Genomic DNA, 1,731 nt, shown 5'->3' on the forward strand with positions numbered 1-1,731 from the left:
ACAGGGGAGAGGGCATGCAGAATTCCGAACTCGCGCATCGCGGCCTTGTGCTGATGGGCTGCGGCAAGATGGGCTCGGCCATGCTGGAGGGGTGGCTGGCGCGCGGGCTGCCCAGCTCGGCCGTGTGGGTCACCGATCCCGGCCCCTCGGACTGGGTGAAGAACCAGAACACGCATCTCAACGCCGCGTTGCCGCCGCACCCCGCGGTGGTGATCGTCGCGGTCAAGCCGCAGATGATGGCCGAGGCGCTGCCGTCGCTGCGCGCGCTGGGCGACGGCGACACGCTGTTCGTTTCGGTCGCCGCGGGCACCACGCTGGCCACGCTCGAGGCCGCGCTGGGCGCGCGCACGCCGATCGTGCGCGCCATGCCCAACACGCCCGCCGCGATCGGGCAGGGGATCACCGCCATCGTCGGCAATGCGCACGTGACCGAGACGCAGATGCAGGCGGCCGAGACGCTGCTGTCGGCCGTGGGCGCGGTGGTCAGGCTCGAGACCGAGGAACAGATCGACGCGGTCACCGGCGTCAGCGGATCGGGGCCGGCCTACGTCTTCCACATGATCGAATGCATGGCCGCCGCGGCCGAGGCCGAGGGCCTCGCGCCCGACCTCGCGCTGCAGCTGGCGCGCGCCACCGTCGCCGGCGCGGGCGCGCTGGCGGTCCAGACCGGCGAGGACCCCGCGCAGCTGCGGCGCAACGTGACCTCGCCCAACGGCACCACGCAGGCGGGGCTAGACGTGCTGATGGACACCGACTCGGGCCTGCCGCCGCTGATCCGCCGCACCGTGGCCGCCGCCGCGGCCCGCTCGCGCGAGCTGGCCCGTGGCTGACGCGTCCCCGCAGATCGGCTTCGACGACTTCCTGGCCGTCGACATCCGCGCCGGCACCGTCACCCGGGCCGAGCCGTTCCCCGAGGCGCGCAAGCCCGCGATCAAGCTCTGGATCGATTTCGGCCCCGAGCTGGGCGAGAAGAAGAGCTCCGCCCAGATCACCGCGCATTACACGCCCGAGTCGCTGATCGGCCGGCAGGTGCTGGCCGTCGTCAACTTCCCGCCCCGCCAGATCGGCCCCGTCCGGTCCGAGGTGCTGGTGCTGGGCCTGCACGACGACGATGGCGCCGTGGTGCTGGCCGTGCCCGACAAGTCTGCGCCCGACGGCGCCCGGCTGTGCTGACCCTCCGCTCCGCAAAGGACCGCCCATGAAGCTCCTGATCTCCCGCCCGCTGCCCGACCTCGTGCTGGCCACCGCGCGCAGCCGCTTCGACGTGACCGCGCGCGACAGCACCACGCCCATGTCCCGCGACGAGATGATCGCCGCGCTGCGCGAGAACGACGTGGTGATGCCCACGCTGGGCGACGCGTTCTCGGCCGACATCTTCGCCGAGGCGGGCGAGATCCGCTGCCGGCTGCTGGCGAATTTCGGCGTCGGCTACAACCACCTCGACGTGGACGCGGCACGCACCGCCGGCGTCGCCGTGACCAACACGCCCGGAACCGTGACCGACGCCACCGCCGACATCGCGCTGACGCTGATGCTGATGTCGACCCGCCGCGCCGCCGAGGGCGAGCGCATGGTGCGCGCCGGCCGGTGGAAGGGCTGGCACCCGACGCAGATGCTGGGGATGCACATGACCGGCAAGCGGCTGGGCGTCGTCGGCATGGGCCGGATCGGTCAGGCGATCGCCAAGCGCTGCCATTTCGGCTTCGGCATGTCGGTGGGCTACGTCGCGCG

3 protein-coding genes are annotated in these 1,731 nt (G+C 72.5%); all 3 read left to right on the top strand.

From position 1 onward, the window contains the following. The first annotated feature begins 14 nt into the window (after nt 1–14). Nucleotides 15–830, top strand: a complete 816-nt coding sequence (gene proC, locus ACFDTC_RS17620; RefSeq protein ID WP_375260188.1) for a pyrroline-5-carboxylate reductase — start codon at nt 15–17, stop codon at nt 828–830. After that, the gene (locus tag ACFDTC_RS17625; RefSeq protein WP_375260182.1) at nt 823–1,173 is read left to right on the top strand and encodes a tRNA-binding protein; all 351 of its coding nucleotides are present in this window, start codon (nt 823–825) and stop codon (nt 1,171–1,173) included. Before proC ends, ACFDTC_RS17625 begins: the two co-directional genes overlap by 8 nt. 25 nt (nt 1,174–1,198) lie before the next feature. Next, the coding region (locus tag ACFDTC_RS17630; protein ID WP_375260183.1) for an NAD(P)-dependent oxidoreductase at nt 1,199–1,731 on the top strand (533 nt) is incomplete at its 3' end.

This window comes from Citreimonas sp., from assembly GCF_042096055.1.
In the GTDB taxonomy this organism is placed as follows: Bacteria; Pseudomonadota; Alphaproteobacteria; order Rhodobacterales; family Rhodobacteraceae; genus Citreimonas.